Annotated in this window: 20 protein-coding genes; 9 read left to right on the forward strand and 11 right to left on the reverse strand. The window is 33.6% G+C overall.

Annotated elements, in window-relative coordinates:
- Positions 1-3 precede the first annotated feature (3 nt).
- From ACUSJC_RS11230 to ACUSJC_RS11260, 7 genes are all read right to left on the reverse strand, one after another.
- Positions 4-1,149, reverse strand: coding sequence for a cytochrome-c peroxidase (locus tag ACUSJC_RS11230; protein ID WP_449269656.1), 1,146 nt, complete (start codon positions 1,147-1,149; stop codon positions 4-6).
- A gap of 2 nt (positions 1,150-1,151) precedes the next feature.
- Positions 1,152-2,729, reverse strand: a complete 1,578-nt coding sequence (locus ACUSJC_RS11235) for a DUF6850 family outer membrane beta-barrel protein (protein WP_449269657.1) — start codon at positions 2,727-2,729, stop codon at positions 1,152-1,154.
- 6 nt (positions 2,730-2,735) lie between these two features.
- Positions 2,736-4,085: a DUF4876 domain-containing protein gene (locus tag ACUSJC_RS11240; RefSeq protein ID WP_449269658.1), complete on the reverse strand. Its 1,350-nt coding sequence runs from the start codon at positions 4,083-4,085 to the stop codon at positions 2,736-2,738.
- Positions 4,086-4,106: 21 nt separating this feature from the next.
- Positions 4,107-6,821, reverse strand: coding sequence for a TonB-dependent receptor (locus ACUSJC_RS11245; protein WP_449269659.1), 2,715 nt, complete (start codon positions 6,819-6,821; stop codon positions 4,107-4,109).
- 106 nt (positions 6,822-6,927) lie between these two features.
- Positions 6,928-8,016: a serine hydrolase domain-containing protein gene (locus ACUSJC_RS11250; protein WP_449269660.1), complete on the reverse strand. Its 1,089-nt coding sequence runs from the start codon at positions 8,014-8,016 to the stop codon at positions 6,928-6,930.
- An 88-nt stretch (positions 8,017-8,104) separates the two neighbouring features.
- Positions 8,105-8,548: a PH domain-containing protein gene (locus ACUSJC_RS11255; protein ID WP_449269661.1), complete on the reverse strand. Its 444-nt coding sequence runs from the start codon at positions 8,546-8,548 to the stop codon at positions 8,105-8,107.
- A 16-nt stretch (positions 8,549-8,564) separates the two neighbouring features.
- Complete coding sequence (locus ACUSJC_RS11260) at positions 8,565-9,683, reverse strand: C1 family peptidase (protein ID WP_449269662.1); 1,119 nt, start codon at positions 9,681-9,683, stop codon at positions 8,565-8,567.
- Between the two features lie 287 nt (positions 9,684-9,970).
- Here ACUSJC_RS11260 and ACUSJC_RS11265 point away from each other — a divergent pair, with 287 nt between their 5' ends.
- The 4 genes from ACUSJC_RS11265 to ACUSJC_RS11280 all read left to right on the forward strand — a co-directional run bounded on the left by ACUSJC_RS11265 (position 9,971) and on the right by ACUSJC_RS11280 (position 13,615).
- Positions 9,971-10,810: a 1,4-dihydroxy-2-naphthoyl-CoA synthase gene (locus ACUSJC_RS11265; protein WP_449269663.1), complete on the forward strand. Its 840-nt coding sequence runs from the start codon at positions 9,971-9,973 to the stop codon at positions 10,808-10,810.
- Between the two features lie 76 nt (positions 10,811-10,886).
- Complete coding sequence (gene menA / locus ACUSJC_RS11270; RefSeq protein WP_449269664.1) at positions 10,887-11,783, forward strand: 1,4-dihydroxy-2-naphthoate octaprenyltransferase; 897 nt, start codon at positions 10,887-10,889, stop codon at positions 11,781-11,783.
- A gap of 26 nt (positions 11,784-11,809) precedes the next feature.
- A complete protein-coding gene (locus tag ACUSJC_RS11275) occupies positions 11,810-12,487 on the forward strand; it encodes a metal-dependent hydrolase (protein ID WP_449269665.1) in 678 nt (225 codons plus the stop codon).
- Positions 12,488-12,580: 93 nt separating this feature from the next.
- A complete protein-coding gene (locus tag ACUSJC_RS11280) occupies positions 12,581-13,615 on the forward strand; it encodes an o-succinylbenzoate synthase (protein WP_449269666.1) in 1,035 nt (344 codons plus the stop codon).
- Between the two features lie 115 nt (positions 13,616-13,730).
- On the opposite strand, the gene ACUSJC_RS11285 is transcribed toward ACUSJC_RS11280, so the two are convergent.
- Positions 13,731-13,976: a hypothetical protein gene (locus ACUSJC_RS11285; RefSeq protein ID WP_449269667.1), complete on the reverse strand. Its 246-nt coding sequence runs from the start codon at positions 13,974-13,976 to the stop codon at positions 13,731-13,733.
- A 143-nt stretch (positions 13,977-14,119) separates the two neighbouring features.
- On the opposite strand from ACUSJC_RS11285, the gene miaE reads away from it, so the two are divergent.
- Positions 14,120-14,707, forward strand: coding sequence for a tRNA isopentenyl-2-thiomethyl-A-37 hydroxylase MiaE (miaE, locus tag ACUSJC_RS11290; protein ID WP_449269746.1), 588 nt, complete (start codon positions 14,120-14,122; stop codon positions 14,705-14,707).
- Between the two features lie 17 nt (positions 14,708-14,724).
- Here miaE and ACUSJC_RS11295 read toward each other — a convergent pair whose 3' ends face one another.
- Positions 14,725-15,408 (reverse strand): outer membrane beta-barrel protein, encoded by a 684-nt coding sequence (locus tag ACUSJC_RS11295; protein WP_449269668.1) that lies wholly within the window; start codon positions 15,406-15,408, stop codon positions 14,725-14,727.
- 59 nt (positions 15,409-15,467) lie between these two features.
- Between ACUSJC_RS11295 and ACUSJC_RS11300 the strand changes: the two genes are divergently transcribed.
- Positions 15,468-16,262 (forward strand): hypothetical protein, encoded by a 795-nt coding sequence (locus tag ACUSJC_RS11300; protein WP_449269669.1) that lies wholly within the window; start codon positions 15,468-15,470, stop codon positions 16,260-16,262.
- 14 nt (positions 16,263-16,276) lie between these two features.
- Here ACUSJC_RS11300 and ACUSJC_RS11305 read toward each other — a convergent pair whose 3' ends face one another.
- Positions 16,277-17,497 carry a glycosyltransferase family 4 protein gene (locus ACUSJC_RS11305; protein WP_449269670.1) on the reverse strand — a complete coding sequence of 407 codons (1,221 nt, stop codon included), beginning with the start codon at positions 17,495-17,497 and terminating at the stop codon, positions 16,277-16,279.
- Between the two features lie 115 nt (positions 17,498-17,612).
- Between ACUSJC_RS11305 and ACUSJC_RS11310 the strand changes: the two genes are divergently transcribed.
- The 3 genes from ACUSJC_RS11310 to ACUSJC_RS11320 all read left to right on the forward strand — a co-directional run bounded on the left by ACUSJC_RS11310 (position 17,613) and on the right by ACUSJC_RS11320 (position 19,679).
- Complete coding sequence (locus ACUSJC_RS11310) at positions 17,613-18,653, forward strand: GMP reductase (protein ID WP_449269671.1); 1,041 nt, start codon at positions 17,613-17,615, stop codon at positions 18,651-18,653.
- 145 nt (positions 18,654-18,798) lie between these two features.
- Positions 18,799-18,981, forward strand: a complete 183-nt coding sequence (locus ACUSJC_RS11315) for a hypothetical protein (protein WP_449269672.1) — start codon at positions 18,799-18,801, stop codon at positions 18,979-18,981.
- 122 nt (positions 18,982-19,103) lie between these two features.
- The gene (locus ACUSJC_RS11320) at positions 19,104-19,679 is read left to right on the forward strand and encodes an NUDIX hydrolase (protein ID WP_449269673.1); all 576 of its coding nucleotides are present in this window, start codon (positions 19,104-19,106) and stop codon (positions 19,677-19,679) included.
- Between the two features lie 19 nt (positions 19,680-19,698).
- On the opposite strand, the gene ACUSJC_RS11325 is transcribed toward ACUSJC_RS11320, so the two are convergent.
- Complete coding sequence (locus ACUSJC_RS11325; RefSeq protein ID WP_449269674.1) at positions 19,699-20,235, reverse strand: hypothetical protein; 537 nt, start codon at positions 20,233-20,235, stop codon at positions 19,699-19,701.
- Between the last annotated feature and the right edge of the window lie 143 nt (positions 20,236-20,378).

A 20,378-nucleotide genomic window follows, 5' to 3' on the forward strand; every position in this document is an offset into this window, starting at 1 on the left:
GTATTACATGGGTAATTCTTTAGGAGCAGGTTCTCTATAAATTACAGAAGTAATACTATTTAAAAATACCTCTAAAGCATCTAATTCTGACTTGTCTAAATTTAATTTTTGAAGTAAAGGCGATGTTTTTGGAAAAAGAATATCGTCTTTCTCATTTTCTTTAGGCTTTAGATTAGGCATACCGGCATTGTACATATTCAAAACGCCTCTGATTTCAGGGAAAAGACCATTGTGCATGTAAGGTCCTGTTTTCATGATTTCACGTAGTGAAGGTGTTCTGAATTTGCCTACATCTTCAGGCTTTTTAGTGAGATTATATAAACCTAGATCTTCATATTCTCGCTTGTAATAGGTTAAACCTGCGTTGTGAAATTGGTTATCAGAGAAATAAGGAGAATTGTGACAATTGATACAACGTGCTTTGGTTCTGAATAAATGTAAACCTAATACTTCTTGATCGGAAAGTTGCGTAGAATCGCCTTCAATAAATTTATCAAATCGGCTTTTGCGGCTTACCACAGTTCGTTCAAAAGTAGCAATAGCTTTCATAATGCGTTCGTCAGTAACTTGCTCGTCACCAAAAGCGTCTTTGAAAAGAGATTTATATCCTTTTAGTTTTTTAATTCTTTTAACGGCTTTTTTGATATCGTGATTCATTTCTTTTTCGTCTTCGATAGGAAATTTAGCCTGATCTTCTAATGACTTTGCTCGACCGTCCCAAAATAATAAAGTAGCATAACCACTATTGATTATGGTTCTGGCATTTCGTTTTCCCGGAGCTCTGTCATGTCCGTTAGAAACTCTTTTTCCATCGCCCCAACCCAATTCAGGATCATGGCAGGAAGCACAAGAAATTTGATTGGAAGAAGATAATCTGGGATCAAAAAATAAAATTTTACCTAATTCTCGTTTGGCTTCGCTATAAGGATTATCTTCAGGAAATACAACCGGAGGTAAAACCCCAATTTCCTGAAAGTTAATTACACTGCTGTCAACTTCTGCTTTTGGGTATTTAGTGATGTCGCCACTACTGTATAGTTTTCTAAGTTCAGAAATAGAATAATAAATTTCATCAGATTCTGATTTGCTTCTAAGGGATAATAAGGTAATAAAACCTGCTAATAGAGCAATAATTTTTATTTTTTTCATTACTAGTAAATAATGGCTAAGCCAATAGTATAATTGTTATTTGCTGAAGTATTTAGACTTGAATAATATTTTTTGTATTCATTGTTTAAAGCAACTAATGAATTCCAGTTTGCAAAAATACGAAGCTCTTTTTTATTAGATAATTTATGTTGATAATTTAACGTTACTGCTGCGCCTAGTTTATCTGTAACATCATAAGCATGATCCGGAATTACTACATTGTCTAAAAATAAATTTTCTGAAGAAAGCTTTACTGTTGTAAGTTCTTCTTGTAATGCTGTGTAATATTGGATACTGGTTTTAAAATTGATTTTATTTTGATCATTAATATAAAAATCGGTATTAAAGTCAGTATGAATGACTAGATCTGTCAATTCTTTGTGAGTACTACCTAAAAGATCAATATATTTTTGTTGGCTTGCATTGACTCCTGCTTCAAAACAGTAAGAAGTAATCCCGTTTTTTACTTTAATGATTCCCGAATTAAAGCTCACTTTGTCAATATTCATTCTGTAATTTTGACCTTGTTCTAATACAGAAAAATTATCACCTTGTTGCTTTTTTAAAAGTAATTCTGCAAAATAATTTTTTGTTTGTCCTTTAAAGAATCCGTTTACAGCTACTGTATGATTGATAGTTCTGTATTTGTATCGAATATATTGTTCTTCAAGAAACACATTACCATTCCCGTCTTTTCCGTAAAAATCAGTCATCGTTTTATTATAACGGTAAGTACTGTTTATATTCCATTTTTCTTTAGAAAACTGATATCCCATTCCAAATCCTTTATCGGTAAATAAATCGATGTGACTTTGATAGGAGTTATCAAAAGTTGTACGCCCATATCCTGTAGAAAAGCGAGTAAATGTTTCGGTATAAACAGGAGCATTCTTATAGTCATCCATATAAATGATGGAAGTATTTTCTTTCTTACGGGATAATAAACCGCTAAAAATAACTGTATGTGATTTTATTTTATAGCCAAAAGTTAATTCGCCTCCATAATGTGCATATACAATTTGTGGTCTGGGATCAATTGTTCTGAAACTTTTTTTATAATCGCCAAATAGCTTAACGCTCATTACTATGTTGTTTTCAAAATGATGTGAAAAACCGCCTTGCAGCCAATATTGCTGGTGTTCCCAATTTCCTTTTTTAGGAGCATAAAAATAGTTAGGGGAAAGTACATTTTGATCATCTGTTCTTTCAGAAGAAAAGGAGTAACCGATTTCTTTTTCATAATATTTTGACAAAGAAACATCGCCAAAAAATCTACTTCTGGAATTCAGATTAAAAATTCCTTCGGTAGTAAAAGCATAGCGATTTGTTTTTTCGGCAGACTGTACTCGTTTTAAGTTGGAATTGTTTTGAGAGAAATTAATCTGAGTAAAAGTATAATCTTTGAATTGTTGTTCTGTATAGAATAGAGGATTTTTCCAAAGTTGGGTTTGAAAAGAATTGAAAAAGATATTTTGTTTGATGGCAATAGTATCTGAAAGCTGTGCCTGAAGGGCACAGCTGACGAATACCATTAAAAATGTAATATTTAATTTTAAATTCATTGTTGAATTTGATTTCATTCTGTTTTAGTTTGCAAAACCTCTTGGATTTGCCATTGCCAGTTTCACAAAATCATTGGCAGAATTGTTTGTGTCTTCTAAGATAACTCTTCCATCAATAGTAGTTTTAGTTCTACGAATAACTGATTGTGAGTTAAATGAAGCATCACAGTTTGTGTAAGAAGCATCTACTTCAGAAGGCAACATCTTAGGACGTTGGTTGCTTGGATTAAAGTGTTGTAGATCCACTCCGTCAATGATTGTAGAAGTAGGAATTTGCAAGAAATATTTAGTAGAGCTTCCTTCAGCAGTTACAGAAGGATCAGGAAAATCTGAATAAGTATTAAAATCTTCAGAACGGAAAATAATAAAACTATCTCTTCCGGGATTATCCATTAAGAAGTCTTTGTTTCCACTGTAATATCCAGGACGTCCCCAGTAAGCAATTAATAAATCGGTAACAGCCGGATTTTGAACATCATATAAATAAACAGACTCTCCGTATGATGCGCGGAAATCACCTAAGTATGCCTCAAAATCGGCTCCGCTTAAATCTACCGTTAAATCAGGATTCTGAACAGTCATAGGGTCTCCATTGTTATTTGTAAGTGGCGCTTTATGATTTAACCCAGATTGCGCAATAACAATACTAGCTCCTGGTTGAATAGGGTAGTCTTGTCCTGTTCCCGGTATTTGGAATACATAGTCTGCATAAACATAGTTTGTATTTGCCGAAGAACCAGAAGTCATACCGATAGATTGGCTCCAGTCAAATTGTCCCGTTGTTAATGTGTAAGAAGCAGTTGAAGTACTTGTTCTTCCGTATAATTGACCAATATATAAACCATCAGCATAAATTATTTCATTAGAATTGTTGTGAATTTCAATGAATTGATCACGAAATACAGCTCCTTGAGTAGAATTTGAACCAGCATAGTAAATTTGTTTAATGACTAAGTCTCCAATTCTTGCCGATTTTAAAATAACAGTTGTAGATGTTACATTAACATTTACTGTCACCGCTTCTTGTGAACCATTAAAAAGAATTTCAGAAGTTGAAGGAGCATAACCAAAAGTAGTTGAAAACTCAGTACTTTCCATACTTTTGGTAGCAGTGATAGTATAACTTCCCGGTAAAACAGATGTAAATGATGCTATTCCGCTAGTGTTTGAAGTTGCGGTATAAATATCTCCCGTAGTAGTATTTGTCAAAGTAACATTTCCTGCATTTACAGCTTCACCATTATAAGATGTAGTGTCATATTTTAGTTCTACATTAAAACTTACAGGTTGTAGGTTTCCGTTTCCGCCAAAATCATCATCCGAGCATGAAGTCAAGGCAATGACAGCTGTAATAAGTAAAAGTATTTTTTTCATTATATAAGTAAATTAGGTTAATTAAAATTGATATTCTATTCTAGTTCCAAATGAAAGTTGTACAAAATAAAGATTGACTTTTTTCTCATATGCGCCATTATAAATATAATATCCCGTAGGTTTAAGATCGAGAAAATTACTAGCGTAGAATGAAAATTTGAATCCGTTTAAAAAATCTTTAGACACTCTTAAATGGAAGTTATTATATACTTTATCTGTATTTCTATCATAAGGATTTCCGTTTCTGATAATGTGACCATATAAAGTAGTATTTGTTCTATCTGCTTCAGGAATAAGTACTTTGTTTAAATCAGCATCTAAATAAGCATAAGGAAAATTGTTTTGGGTATAATAATTATGATCAGTAATAAAATGTTCGCTTCTAACCGAAATAATTAAGCCTATTTTAGGTAAGTGATAATTTAAATTGGCTCCCAAGCGAAATTGTTTATAGTAATGAGTATAAGCACCATAAACTCCATATTTTTCTTCTGAACTAACATCTGTAGAACGTAAAAATGTATCTGATCCGTTCCATGTTTCAGTTTCAACGTAGCTTCCCTGAATGTCCAAAGTGATGTTATGAATCGGCATTTTTTTGATGTTTAGAAACATTTCAACTCCTTTATCTGTAGATTCTAGTTTGTTGACTAATTTGCTCAATTGAAAATATGTGGTTTGGTAACCTGCTATTTCATAAGTAGGCGGATTAGGATCATCATAAAGAATATTAAGTTGTGCCATTTCTCTTTTTAACGGTATCCCTTCGGAAGTAATTCCATCATATAATTTGTTGTAATATCCTGTGAAGTTAATGGTTCCAAAAGGCAGTTTATAATCAAACCCTAATTCTGAACGTATACTTTTTGAGGGTTTTAAGTCTTTATTGTCGGCATAATCAACAAAGGTTTGTACTACATTGACATTGTAATATCCCGGAAGTCTTACATCGGCTAAAGTAGCATCATAATAGCGAGAGCCTGTATAGATTTGATTCAGTGAAGGAGCTTTTGAAGTAAGACCAAAACCACCTCTGATTTTATATTTTTCACCTGAAAAATAAGAATTGATACGAGGGGCTATTAATGAAGTTCCGTACATATTGTCATAACGAAGACCGGTACTTACATTAAATTCGTTTGTATTCCATTGTTTGGTAATGTTATCTTCGGCATATAAAGAAGCTTGAAATTCAGCTCTTACATTGTCTCCGAAATTGTAAGGTCTGAAACCTTGATCCGGATAATTTTTAATCATAGTTTCCGGACTTCCTAATCGTCCACGTCCTTTGTTATCACTCATTCTAAAAGACGTACCAATAGATACATTGTGTTTCCAATCTCCTGTAGTAAATGTTTTGTATAAATCGGTAGAAAAATAGCTTGAGAGAGGAATTCCTTCTACGGCTTTAATACTTGTATAGCTTATAGGTGTATATGAACCGTAGTAAACACCCTCGGTTGTACTTGTTCCCACAACATTTCCGCCTCCGTTTACTAATTTAGATTCAAAAGACAATTGTTTAGTATAAGTAAAATTGAAGTTGATATCCATATTGTCAAAAAAAGAACCTTCATCAAAGTTCCATTTGAATCTATCAGCAAAAGAGAAATCTTTTTTCTCGTTTCTTACTTTTTTTTGGTCAGCATTTTCTTCATCATAGTTTACATCATCATCATTAAAGGCATAACTAAGTGTAACAGAGTTTTTGATATTTTTTTTCTTGTTGTTCCAAGACCAGATTAAATTAGAAGTAGTTCGGTTGTATTTTGTAAACCCTTCTCTTGGATTACTGTCAGATTCTAAATTTGAAATGGAAAAATTTATAGCTCCGGCTCTCTCACTTAAACGAAAACCTTTACTAAAACCATATTCGGTAGCACCATCACGTAGTGAAGTATACACTTGATAAGGCGTTTTACCCGCTTTTTGCTCAATTTTAATCAATCCGGATGTTAAATCCCCATATTTAGCCGAAGGAATTCCTTCTACAACTTCCACTTTTTCAATATTGTTAGTAGGAAGCTGTCTTAAATCGGTTCCGAAATTAGCATTAGAAAAATAACCGTTAGAATCATATGCTCCGGTCGAATCTCCATAGCCTAAATAATTAGGTGAAAATGGAAGAGAGGAAGTACCTGCTCCATAAGATTGCATGTTTTCGTTGTTTGAAAGAGGAATACCATCGACAACAACTGCAGTACCAAAGGATTTATTACCAAAACCTTCATCATTTACATTTATAGGGCGCGAAGTTCTGAAAACAATGGGCTTGAATTCGTTCAAATCCAAATTAGTCATGGCTTGACCCGGTAATTGTTCTAAAACTTCATTGATTGAAAAAGCTTGCACTTGATTAATGGCTTCATTACCGATTACAATTTCAGAATAATTTTTACCTTTTTGAGAAGAAACTACAACTTCATTTAATCGTAAGTTTGCATCTTTTAGACTTATTAGGAGTCTTCTAGAAAAATCTTGAGGAATAATAGTAAGGTTTTGCGCTTCTTTTCCTAGAATTTTAACCGTTATAACCGCAGGTATTGTTGTATTGAGTGTAAGTTGAAATTCTCCGTTTTCATCAGTTAGAGTCCACTTTTTAGAATTATTTTCAATGATATCTACATTTGGAATAGATTCTCCTGTTTCAAAAGAGATTACTTTTCCTTTTAGTGTAGCTTGGGAAACTATTACTTGAGTGAATAATGAAAACAGGATAATGTATAGTAATTTCAAGGCTCAAAAATTTGAGTCCAAAAGTATAAAAATTATTCTTATTTAGATTAAAAATAAATAAAAAAATAAAAGAAATAATCCTGATTATTTATATTTTGTAAGTTAATTATTCGTCTCCTTCCAAATTAAAAAGATAATTCCCAAATAAAACAGAGACGCGTTTCATTTGGTAAACTTTTCTAGTAAACTTATTGGATAGGGCAATACAAGTTACAGTATCGTTTTTCAAGGTGATGTAAGACGTTGTGTTACCGTGCCACCAACCGTTGTGATAATAAAAAGTGGAAGCATCATCCCATTCACGAAGACGAATCCCTAAACCATAATTTTTATCACCTCTTTTTTCATAACTGTAACCTTTGAAGATTTCTTTTCGCAAGCTGTCAGAAAAGAATTGATTGGAATAGGTGGCTTTGTCAAATTTTAGCAGATCTTCCGGAGTAGAGTAAATGTTTTTATCACCATAAATAGCATCTAAGTAATCGTAAGGAATGGTTTTCCATGTGCTTTTATAAGATAGAGGAACAGAATCTTTTTGGGTAAAATAATCAAATACAAAAGTGTCTTTCATCTGTAATGGTTCAAAGAGCAATTCTTTCATCGCTTCTTTATACGTTTTACCGCTTATTTTTTCAATTACTAAAGCTAATAATGCATAATTAGTATTGCAGTAGGCAAAACGTTTATTGGTTTTAAATTCTAACGGAATATTCTTAGTACATAAGATCGTTAAAATATCTTGATTGGTTAACATTTCATTTTTGTTCCAAACTCCGGTTTCATCGGTAAAATAACTATATCGACGTAAACCGCTTCTGTGATTTAAAAGTGTTCGGATAGTAATTTCTTTATAAGGAAATTCAGGGAAAATACTTTTTAATGTTTGGTCTAACTTCAATTGTTTTTGGTCAATCATTCGTAAAATGACAGCCGCAGTAAGCACTTTACTAATAGAAGCTAAATGTAATGTAGTATGTTTTGTAACCTTTACTTTATTGTGATGATCTACATATCCTTGATAATCTTCATACAAAATCTTACCGTTTTTAGCCACTAAAATACCGCCACTAAAATCATCATCTTCAATTGTTTCCTTAAAAAAATGTTCAATTTTAGGACGTAAAGAATCTTTATAAGCATCAGTAACAGGATGAAAAGCTACAGGAAAAGCATCTTTAGGCTGCTGATGATTCATTTCTTTTGTAACAACAGGTTCTGTCTGTTTTTGTTTCTGGCAAGCTATTATCAGGAAGTATAATGTAAAATATAATAAAATATGAGGTTTAGGCATTCTTAGGGGAAGTAATAATAAAATTAGGATTTATGTTTTTTAATTTTTGAAGAAAAAGATCTGTATCCTCGGGCGAAATATAAATCTCATCACATTTACCATAGTTAATAATTAAACCGGTACTGCTTAACGATAGTTTAAGAGCAATTGGGACTATTATACCTGAATGGTAACTGATGTTTACAATTTCAAGAATAGAAATTTTCTTTTTAATGGGGCCGGAAATACAATATAGAATATCATTTTCTATTTTGTATTCAGTTCTGAAATAAATCCACACTAATAAAATGATAGCAGTAACATTAACAATAAATGCTAGTGCTGTGGAAAAAATATTGTTAATGCTTATGCTGAATAAAGCAACAATGAGCAACAACAATATAATGAAACCAAAAGTAATTTTGATCACCAAATCAGTAGCGGACTTAAAAATCATAGTTTGGGGCAATATCTTACAAGTGTAATGCTTTTTGAAGCTTTTTATCTACCCCTTCTTTATTTACCAAAACAGAAATAGCTTTCAGTTGTAAATAAGCAGCACTCATGTAAACATAACCACCATTTTTAACTCTTTTTTCATCAGTTCCCCATGAATTTTTTACTTTGTAATATACATTTCCTTTTTGGTCAACTAACTTACCGACAATGTGCATTAAGTGGTCATCAGTTGTATCAAAGTTTTCAAATTCTTGTTGGCGATATTCAGGAGTTATTATTTTTTCTTTTACAATTTCGGCTAAACCTGTTTTTTCATCTTCGCTGTTTTCAGGAATAAAGGCAATTCCATATTTCGCAGAAAAAGTAGTCTCTGAAACATCACAATCTAGAGCTAATGTATATCCTTTTTCTAAAGCAAAATCAATAGCTTTCATAAATTCGTCTAAAGGAAGATTATATAAGCTTCCATTTGAAAAATTATCAGGAATGTTTAAAATAAATGGCTGATATAGAGGGTAATTAATGAAGCTAGTTAACGTAACATATTCGCTAGCATCTAACTTAGTGTATTCCAAAAAGCTTTTAGGTGTATATTTTTTTCCTTCATACGTAAATTCAGAAGGAACTTCCCCTAAATAAGTGTCTAAGACTTTAGCAACAGCATCTTTCCATTTTGGAGATAATTTTTTTGCCGGATTTTCAACATACGTTTTTACCATAGCTTGTAAAACAGCAACTAACTCAGCATGATTATGTGCTTTTTCTTCTTCCGAAAGTCCAGTGAATACTGAAACAGGAACCAAGCCATAATCTCTCATACTATTGATAACATCATGTGCCAAAGCTCCTTCACTAAACTGAGCACTTCCTTGACGCATCACATAATTTTCCGCTTTTTTAGGATAAGTGGTTCTCACTTGATACATTTCCGATAAATCAATATGTTTTCCGGTTTTGCGAATGATTTCTGATTCCAGAAAAGAAGAAGTAGAAAAACTCCAGCAAGTTCCGGTTCTATCTTGAGAAATAACAGGTAAATGATCTAAGTCAATAACTTCTTTGAATTCGTAATTTTGGGCAAAAGTATAGCAAGCAGAAAGTAAACTTATTGCTGAAATAAGAGTTTTTTTCATGTTTTTCAATTTTAAGAAGCTGCAAGATAAAACAAATTGTTAAGATAAAAGTCTAAAAAATGCTTAAAAATAGTGAGATTATCAAGTCTGTAATAAAAATACAATCTATTTAGAAAATGTAAAGAACACCTGCTTTTTAGCTTTAAGATTTAATGGAACAGCTTTAAAAATAAGATTGGTTTGAAATAAAGTTTTAAAACTATGTCGAAAGCATTAAATTTGTAGATAATTATCCCAAGTTAGGATAGTCTTAGAATTTTTTCAATTAAAAAAACAATAGTTTAAATATGAGTACAATCGAATGGAAAACCGCAAGGGAATTTGATGATATTACCTATAAAAAGTGCAATGGCGTTGCTCGTATTGCATTTAACCGTCCGGAAGTGCGCAACGCATTCCGACCAAAAACGACTAAAGAATTACTGGAAGCTTTTCACGATGCACACGAAGATACTTCAATCGGAGTAATTTTATTGTCATCGGAAGGACCGTCTCCAAAAGACGGCGTATATGCTTTTTGTAGCGGTGGCGACCAAAAAGCGCGTGGTTACCAAGGCTATGTTGGTGAAGATGGGTATCACCGTTTGAATATTTTAGAAGTTCAACGTTTAATTCGTTTCACACCAAAAGTAGTTATTGCCGTAGTAAACGGTTGGGCTGTTGGTGGCGGACATTCGTTGCACGTAGTTTGCGATTTAACATTGGCCAGTAAAGAACACGCTATTTTTAAACAAACTGATGCCGATGTAACTAGTTTTGACGCAGGTTACGGATCGGCTTATTTGGCTAAGTTAGTCGGACAAAAGAAAGCGCGTGAAATTTTCTTTTTAGGTAGAAATTATTCCGCTCAAGATGCTTACGAAATGGGAATGGTCAATGCAGTAATTCCTCATGACGAATTAGAAGCTACGGCTTACCAATGGGCTCAGGAAATTTTAGAAAAATCGCCTATTTCAATTAAGATGTTGAAATTTGCCATGAATCTTACGGATGATGGTATGGTAGGACAACAAGTATTTGCCGGAGAAGCCACTCGTTTGGCTTATATGAGCGACGAAGCAATTGAAGGAAGAAATGCGTTTTTAGAAAAACGTAAACCTAACTTTGAAAAGAAATATATTCCTTAATAAGTAATTGTAAAAAGTGATTAGTTCCTAAAGTTTAGCTAATCACTTTTTACTTTTTCACTAATCATTACACGAAATGAAACACTGGATTCAAGCAGCACGTTTACGCACGCTGCCTTTATCCGTATCAGGTATTATTGTAGGTAGCGCTTTTGCGATTTACCAAAATACTTTTAACGGATTGATTTTTACCGGAGCCATTATTACAACGCTTTTGTTCCAAATATTATCCAATTTTGCCAATGATTATGGAGATGGTGTAAAAGGAACCGACGCTAACCGAATAGGCGAGCAGCGTCTTGTAGCCGCAGGAATTATTACGGCAGCACAAATGAAAAAAGCAGTCATTTTATTTTCTGTGTTGTCCTTTTTTAGTGCTTTAGCATTAATCTATATTTCATTTGGAAAAGAAAATTTTCTATATGCTATAGTTTTTACGGTTTTAGGTATTGCGTCAATTACAGCAGCTATCAAATATACAGTAGGTAAAAACGCGTATGGTTATAGTGGACTGGGCGATTTATTTGTGTTTATCTTTTTTGGATTAGTCAGCGTTGTCGGTTCTAATTTTTTGTATACCAAAAGTTTAGATTGGGTTGTTTGGTTACCGGCAACAGCCATTGGATTTTTAAGTATTGCAGTGCTTAACCTTAACAATATGCGAGATATTCACAATGATAAAGCAGCAGGAAAAAATACGTTAGTGGTAAAATTAGGGTTTCAAAAAGCTAAAAATTATCATTTTTTTCTAATTTTTGGAGCATCAATTTTATTTATAATTGCTGAAGTGATAATGAATATCCTTCCCGTTCATGGCGTTTTTTGTGCTGTTTTGTTCATCAAACATCTTTTATTTGTAAAAAATACAACAGAAGTCGAATCCAGAAATCTTGATTCTCAACTAAAAATAGTGGCCTTAGGAACATTTTTAATCAGCATACTATTTTTGCTAAGTATTATATTTTTAAGATAATTTCTAACTATTAAATACATCAAATCATGAAAATAACATTTTACGGACACGCCTCTTTAGGAATTGAAGTAAACGGAAAACACCTTTTGGTCGATCCGTTTATTACCGGAAATCCAAAAGCGAGTCACATTAATATTGACGACCTTAAAGCCGATTATATTTTAGTAACTCACGCACATCAAGATCATATTTTAGATGTTGAAGCTATTGCACAAAGAACCAATGCTGTAATTGTTTCTAATGCCGAAATAGCGTATCATTTTGCCAATAAAGGTTTCCAAACGCACCCGATGAATCATGGTGGAAGCTGGAATTTTGATTTTGGAACACTTAAATATGTAATTGCGTTACATTCATCTTCTTTCCCGGATGGTTCTTATGGAGGTCAGCCCGGAGGTTTTGTTTTAGAAACTGCAGAAAGAAATATTTACATAGCCGGAGATACTGCTTTGACTATGGATATGAAATTGATTCCGTTGCGAACCAAATTGGATTTAGCCATTTTACCGATTGGAAGTAACTTTACCATAGATGTTGATGATGCGGTGATTGCAGCTGATTTTGTAGAATGTAATAGAGTTTTGGGTTACCATTTTGATACTTTTGGGTACATCGAAATTGATCATGCAGCGGCAGTAGATAAATTTGCAGCTAAAGGAAAAGAGTTGATTCTTTTAGAAATAGGTAAAAGTATTGAATTTTAAAAACTCAAAATCAATTGCAATCTCAACTTCAATTACATAGTTTTAAAACTTATTTTTTGACATTGAACTTGAGATTGCTATTGCTATTGCAAAATGAAAGCCAGTTATAAAAAATACATTCTAAATTTTAAAAGACCAAGTGGTACTTCGAGAGGTGTTTTGACCGAGAAGGAAACTTGGTTTTTATTTTTAGAAGACAACGGAAAAACAGGAATAGGAGAGTGCGGAATTTTGCGTACGCTTTCTATTGACGACCGACCGGATTATGAAGAAAAACTGCAATGGGTTTGCCAAAATATCCATTTGGGAAAAGAACAGCTTTGGGAAGAACTAACAGCGTTTCCTTCCATTCAATTTGGAGTAGAAATGGCTTTTCTTTCTCTGGCTTCCGAAAATCCGTTTGAATTATTTCCTTCTGAGTTTACACAAGGAAAAAAAGGAATGGAAATCAACGGATTGATTTGGATGGGAGAAGAGGCTTTTATGAAAGAACAAATTGAAGCCAAATTAGCCGACGGTTTTAGATGCATCAAATTGAAAATCGGAGCTATTGATTTCGAAAAAGAATTAGGCTTATTACATTTCATTCGCCAGAATTTTAATGAAAATACTATTGAAATCAGAGTAGATGCCAATGGTGCTTTTGGTTTGGATGTCGCATTGAATAAACTTCAGCAATTAGCAAAGTATAAGTTGCATAGTATTGAACAACCTATTCGTCAAGGAAATGAAGATAAAATGGCTGAATTGTGTCGTGTAACTCCCTTACCGATAGCTTTAGATGAAGAATTGATTGGTATTTTTGGAGTAGAAAAGAAAGAAGCCTTATTACAAAAAATACAACCGCAATACATTATTTTAAAACCGAGTTTAGTGGGTGGTTTCAAAGGAACACAAGAGTGGATTACTTTGGCTGAAAAACACAATATCGGTTGGTGGATTACTTCCGCTTTAGAAAGTAATGTGGGGTTAAATGCCATTACGCAATTTACCTATACTTTAAACAGTACTATGCCACAAGGTTTAGGAACCGGCGGATTGTATACCAATAATTTTGATTGTCCGTTATATATTGAAAAAGGAACAATTTGCTACAATCCTGATAAAGAATGGGAAATTAAACTATAAAAAGAATGTCTCAAAAATAGAAACTCAGCATTTCTGAATTTATATATTACCAGAATCTGATAATAAGATATTTTTGAGACACTCTTTTTTATAATAACGCATTGAGAGTTTCTGTTTATTTTCCTTTACCTTTTTCGCTTTCTGAAGCATCAATACTAATTTCGGTACTGTTTTCTCCATTTTGATCTGAGAATTCCACACCATCTTTGCTAACACTTAACGAAGTTCCATCGGTTTCTTCTGTCTGTGGTGCAGCTTCTTGTTCAATAACAATAGTTTCAGGTTGTTCTTCCTTCTTTTCGTTGCAAGCCACTATTCCCAATAGTGCAACACCTGCGATAACTAAACTTAAATTTTTCATAATAATTTGATTTTTAATTCTTTCGCAAGTTAGTTCGGTTTCATGCTTTTCATTTTATAACATTCGGATAGTTTGTTATATAATTTTAATATTTCGCAGATAATAGTATTTTTGCAGACGAATAGTAATTACAGAGAAAAATGATGTTTCGTTTAAAATTACCTACCGATCCGCGTTGGGCTAACATTGCCGAAGGAAATCTTGAAGAAATTTTATCAGATCACGCTTGGTGCGAACAAAAAGCAGCCACTAATGCGATTAATTTGATTATCAATAATTCAGAGAAGCAGGATTTGGTGGAAGAGATGTTGAAAATCTCAATCGAAGAAATGGAACATTTTAAAATGGTTCACGATATTATTATTCAACGCGGTTACGAATTCAAACGCGAGCGAAAAGACGATTATGTCAACGAATTGATGAAATATTTAAAGCAAAATCAAGACGGTTCGCGTGAATCAGGTCTTATAGAGCGTTTGCTGTTTGCCGCGATGATCGAAGCCAGAAGCTGCGAACGTTTCAGAGTGTTAAGCGAAAATATTGAAGATCAGGAATTGGCTCAGTTTTACCGCGAACTCATGGAAAGCGAAGCTATGCATTACACTACATTTATCAATTTTGCCCGCAAATATGCCGGAGATATTGACGTAGAAAAACGTTGGAACGAATGGTTAGAAGCCGAAGCAAAAATCATCCAAAACTACGGAACTAAAGAAACGGTACACGGGTAAATAGATTTTAGATTGCTTTATTTTTCTTCAAACATGTATGTTAGCGATAATGCAAAATAACTGTCTTTTCCGGATGGAGTAAAATATGGCGAATAGAAAGGAACTTTTCTATATGGATCAGTTATACTAAGATTATAACGTAAATTAACAAGGAATTGATTGTACTCTGCGCTTAATCCAACGGTTCCAAATACATTTAATGATATCTTTTCATTTTGAGAATCAAACTCCATCCATTCAGTTCTAATATAATAGGGATCTAACAAGTAATCGCTTTTTTCATCATCATTTAGGACGAAATTATTTAAGATACTAATGGTTGGTCCCATTTCTATACCTAGAGCAAGATCTTTGGTATTCAGATACGTATAATTTAAGATGATAGGAATATTGAACTTATCTAAATGAAAATTAAGTTCTTCGGGATTAGATAACTCGCTTTCTCTTCCTATAAAAGACATATTGTTCCTAGAGTAATTTATTTCTACAAATAATTCAAAATGATCACTAAAAACAGTAGTACCAATCAATGAAACCCCAAAACCCAATTTTGATTTTGACAGTAAAAAATTAGCATCAGTTACATAGTTATTTCCTGATATACCAACTCCGAATCTACCATCAAATTGGGAATAAGAATGATTGACAGTTATTAAACTAAAAAATAAAATTAGTGATTTAAAAAAATTATTAGCAGACATTTATTTATATTTTTGCAAATATATACCAAAAAATGGTTGGTTAAATAATATTTAATATTGTGAGAAAAATAATAGTCCTATTTGTCTTGTTTTTAGTAAGTTGCGAAGTTGAAAACTATAATTATATCGTTCCTGTTGTTGAAACGTATGAACCGGGTAGTGTTCAGATAAACTCAGCATCATTAGGAGGTATAGTTTTAAGTGAGGGTGGTAAAGATGTTACAGAATATGGTTTGGTAATCAGTACCAATAGTAATCCTACCGTTAATGATATAAAAATTGAAGTAGGAAGTCGTTTAGGAGAGTTTTATACTATTTATACTGGTTTAGAATCATCTACTAAATATTATTATACAGTTTATGCAATAAACGAAATAGGTGTCGGGTATGGAAAAGTGTATGAGTTTACAACAGGAACAGATATTCCTTGCCAGCCCTCAACTGATAATTATGTAAATTTAACAACAAGCCAGATTAATATTAATAATGTTGATGTTACTTATCCTTCTTATTCTTTTGGAGAAGGAAACTTACAGTTTGAGACATTAACCTATAGTTCAACTGCAAGAATTAAGGTGAATTTTGATGAAATAGGACGTAATTATCCACTAACAGGAGAATATACAGTAACCAATTCTTCTGATTTTGGTAGTAATATTAATTTATCACAGGGATATGCTAAACTATCTATAAATGATTGGGGATACGGAGGATACGGAGGAGCTATTGCTAGTCCGGGTACAAAATTCTATGTAGAAAATAATGGGGAGACAATGAGTATTATATTCTGTAATACACCAGTTGGTACTCAGTATGTTTTGAATGGAAAGTTTACTTTAAATGTTCCTGATTAATTTCTTTTGAATGATTAAATCCTGTTCTTCAAACTAATCCATTTACTCATAAACTTAGTGCTTTGAAGAGATTGATGTTGAAAAACTTGACCTAAAAAGTTTTGGTTGCGATGTGCTTTCAAGTTTTTGAGCGAATGCTGTATTCTGTTTTTAAAGTTGGAAGCAAAGAGTGTTCTGGTAAATTCATGTTGAAGAATGGTATAACCGTTTTGCTGACTTTGGTTCCAAAGACTTTCATGGGTGTACAATTCAATAGCTTTTTCCACAAATTCCGATTCGTCATCGGTGATATAGCCGTTCCAAAGTTCGTTGTGTTTCATGGCTTCGGCACCCATTTCGGTAGTGACATTCGGCAGACCGAAAAGCATACTTTCTAACAATTTTCCTTTTAAACCCGCACCATACGGAATAGGAGCCAGTAGAACTCTGGCTTTTGAGAAGACTTCTTCAACACTATTGGCTCTGCCTTTAATTAAAAAGCCTTCTTTTTCATTATGCAGTTGGTAGACTTTATCGGTAGCATAAGCGCCGTAAATGTGTAATTCCGCTTGTGGCAGTTGTTTTTTGATGGATTTCCACAGTTTTTTCAGTTGTAAAACCGTTTGCCAATTGGGTTCGTGCCAAAAGTTGCCAATGCTTACAAAATGTGCTCTTGCTACAAAAGCTACATTAGAAGAAGTAGGAGGAACATCCACTAAAAACGGAAGATATTCCAACAGCGAAGTATCCATTTGGAACGTTTGGGTTAGTAAATCCCTTTCGAATTTAGAAATAATCAAACTTAAATCGCAGCGATACATAGCCGCCAGTTCGCGTTTGAATGTATCGTTGAGATAATCTTCAAAAACCAAGGTTCTATTTTGTTTAAAAGCAGCTTCTCGGGCTTTTCGCAAAAAATGCAAATCTTCGGTATCCAGAATCCGTAAGGCATCTGGACAATTTTCGGCTACGCGCCAACCGAATTGTTCTTCGATCATAAAACGGTCAAAAACCACCACATCCGGATTCAGTTTTGTAATCAATTCGTCAAAACTATTGTGATTCAGTTGAATGGAATAAGGCGTAATGTTCCATTGGCGCACATCAAAGGAAAATTCATTGGCTGTTGCCGCCGAAAGGAAAGAAATATCAAAGTCCATTTCCTGAAAAAGAGAAAGGAGCTGTAACATTCGGCTTCCGGCTGCGGTGGATTGGGGTTCAGGCCAAACACTTCCTATGATGACAAGTTTTTGCATGGCACAAAAATAGCTTTTTAAGGCTAAATTGTTGATAAATTATAGGCTTTCTTGATAACTAAATGTGAGCTAAAAAGCTCTTTATTGTAATTTTATAGCAACAAAACCGTATCGTATGAGAATAGAAGCAGACTTAAAATTGGGTTTTAAAGATGTTATGATTCGTCCCAAACGTTCAACCTTAAGCAGTCGTTCGCAAGTCGATTTGGAACGTGAATATAAATTCAGGCACAGTCCGCTGGTGTGGAAAGGTGTTCCGATTATGGCAGCGAATATGGATACGGTGGGCACTTTTGAAATGGCATTGGCATTGGCTCAAAAAAAGATGTTTACGGCTGTTCATAAACATTATTCGGTTGCCGAGTGGAAACAATTTATGAGTGAAGCTCCGGAAGCCATTGAGCAGTGTATAGCGGTGAGCACGGGAACGGGAAAAGAAGATGTGGAAAAGATACAATTGATTTTTGAACAAAATCCGAGGTTACAGTTTTTGTGTATTGATGTGGCCAATGGCTATTCGGAACATTTTGTGGAATTTGTCAAAAAAATGCGCGCACTTTTACCGGAAAAAGTCATTATTGCCGGAAATGTAGTGACAGGCGAAATGGTGGAAGAATTGTTGCTTTCGGGCGCTGATATTGTGAAAGTAGGCATCGGTCCGGGTTCGGTTTGTACCACTCGTGTTAAAACAGGAGTAGGCTATCCGCAGTTGTCGGCAATTATTGAATGTGCTGATGCGGCTCACGGATTGGGCGGACACATTATTAGCGATGGCGGTTGCAGTATTCCGGGCGATGTGGCGAAAGCTTTCGGTGCCGGTTCTGATTTCGTGATGTTGGGCGGAATGTTAGCAGGACACGATGAAAGCGGCGGCCAATTGATCGAACGCAACGGCGAACGTTATAAATTGTTTTACGGGATGAGTTCGGCTACGGCGATGGAAAAACACGCCGGTGGTGTTGCCGAATATCGCGCTAGCGAAGGAAAAACCGTTGAAGTTCCGTATCGTGGTGCTGTGGAAGATACCGTTTTGGATATTTTAGGCGGTTTGCGAAGTACGTGTACGTATGTGGGCGCAGCTCAACTGAAAGAATTGTCAAAACGAACGACTTTTATCCGCGTAAGCGAACAAGAAAATCGGGTTTTTACGAAGTAAAAAGTAAAAAGTAAAAAGTTGAAAGGAGAAGAACAAGGAATGTTGAATATAAAATGTAGAATAATCAATAATCTAGTTTGTATTTATTGTTTTGAAAAGTGATACAACATTTTAAATTGATGTTGATAAAATAGTAGTTTTATTCATGAGATATTTAAAGATAACATTTGTTAGAGTTTTATTAAGTTTTTTTATTTCCAATATGTTCATTGCTTTGTTTATAGATGAAAAAGCTTTGTCTGTTCCTGTATTTTCTGTAATTTATAGAATTATAGGAACTGGATTAATTTATTATGGATTAACGCTTTATGTTAATAATAGAAGATAAATAATTGTAATGTAATTGTATAAGTTTACTTTTTTAATAATGTTAAAAGTAATTTTGCAATAACCAATAACCAATAACCAATAACCAATAACCAATAACCAATAACCAATAACCAATAACCAATGTCAATTTTTGAATACTGTCCGAATTGCAGATCTGAACATTTTGAATTTACGAATACGGTTCGTTTTCATTGTTTGGATTGTGATTTTACGTATTACCATAATATAGCCGCTGCGGTGGCGGTTGTGTTTACGTTTGAAGATCAAATCTTGTTTACGGTGCGCAATGTGGATCCTGATAAAGGAAAGTGGGATTTACCGGGCGGGTTTATCGATCCGGGTGAAAATGCGGAAGAAGCCGCTTGCCGGGAAATTCAGGAAGAATTGGGATTACAGATTGTACCGAAAGATTTGAAATACATCACGACTTCGCCTAATAATTATTTGTATAAAAATGTTCCCTACCGAACGATGGATATTTTTTATGAATGTCCGTTAGCAACCGATACTATCGGAATCAATGCCGAAGATGAAATTCAGGATTTGATTTGGGTAAAGCGTTCCGAGATTACGTTAGAAAATATCGGTTTTGTTTCCATCCGAAAAGTGATTGGGGAACGGTTTTGTGGGCAGGTTTTGATGTTGGGAACGGTCTCGGCTAAAGAAAGTGGCGAAAAACCACAAACAGAGTCATAATTTATAGACGATGTTTTAATTACCAATCAGAACTTTTACTTTTATAATTACCTTCTAAATAGTTTTTTAAAGACTCATTTAAGTTATTAAAAAATGTTTCAAATTTTGTAGGTATTTCTTCAAAACCTTTAGGTAATTTTCCTTTTTCGTCATAGTATAAAGATCTACCATCTAATAAGCCTGTTGAACTTCCCATAGGGTTTGATATTTTGAGTTCGGTTGGATCAAATTTATATTTTCCTTCTTTGAAAGAAACCTCTATTGTGTAATATGAATCATTATTTACTTTTTTCTTTCCAACATTATAAGAAATGAGTTCATTTGTATATGCGTAAATTCTAATTTTGTCATTCACAATAGTCATTTTTATTACATTATCAGGATCTTTATAAGTTTCCTTTATCCAATTAATAGTTTTTGAATACAATTCAGAAGAATTTTGATTTATCTCAACAACTACATAATCAGTAAATCCATCTTTGTTAAAGATAAATTTTTCCTGAGAATACATTTTACTTAAAAAACAAAAAATAACAAAAAGATAGATTTTTTTCATAAGCTTTTTTAATATAAGTTATAACGTTTTTGGGTTTTGCGTTCGGGCGGGTTTCGGAGCACAAAGTTTTAATTTATTACTGAAGTTCATTAGAACCACAAACCTCCAATTTTGCACGTCACCTTGTCTGACTCAGAACCTGT

The organism is Flavobacterium sp. U410 (genome assembly GCF_053570605.1).